General features: G+C 66.2%; 1 protein-coding gene. It reads right to left on the reverse strand.

The genetic code is table 11. The annotated features are described in order from the left end of the window. On the reverse strand, positions 1-529 hold a 529-nt coding region (locus OXS49_RS33445; protein ID WP_267428792.1), incomplete at both ends, for a sugar phosphate nucleotidyltransferase.

The following is a 529-nucleotide window of genomic DNA, read 5'->3' on the forward strand; positions in this document are numbered from 1 at the left end:
CACGTGGAGTTCGCCGCGCTGGAGATAGGCCTCGTTGACGCTGGTGATCTCAAGCTCGCCGCGGGGCGAGGGCTTCACGTCGGCGGCGATGTCGAGAACCTGGTTGTCGTAGAAGTACAGCCCGGTCACCGCCCAAGTCGATTCCGGGTTCTGCGGCTTCTCGACGATCTTGGTCGGCCGGCCGGACTTGTCCAGATTGACCACGCCGTAGGCCTGCGGGTTCTCGACATGGTAGGCGAACACCGTCGCGCCCCGCTTGCGTACGGCCGCGCGCTCGAGAAGCTCGCCCATGCCGGCGCCGAAGAATAGGTTGTCGCCGAGGATCAGTGCGACGTCGTCGTCGCCGACGAAGTCGCGCCCGATGATGAAGGCCTGGGCGAGCCCCTCCGGCCGCGGCTGCAGGGCGTAGGAGAAGTGCAGGCCGAACTGCTCCCCGGTGCCGAACAGGCGCTTGTAGTTGTCGAGGTGCTCCGGCGACGAGATGATCAGGATCTCGCGAATGCCGGCCAGCATCAGCACCGAGACCGGA

The organism is Methylobacterium sp. GC_Met_2 (assembly GCF_026540795.1).
GTDB lineage: Bacteria > Pseudomonadota > Alphaproteobacteria > Rhizobiales > Beijerinckiaceae > Methylobacterium.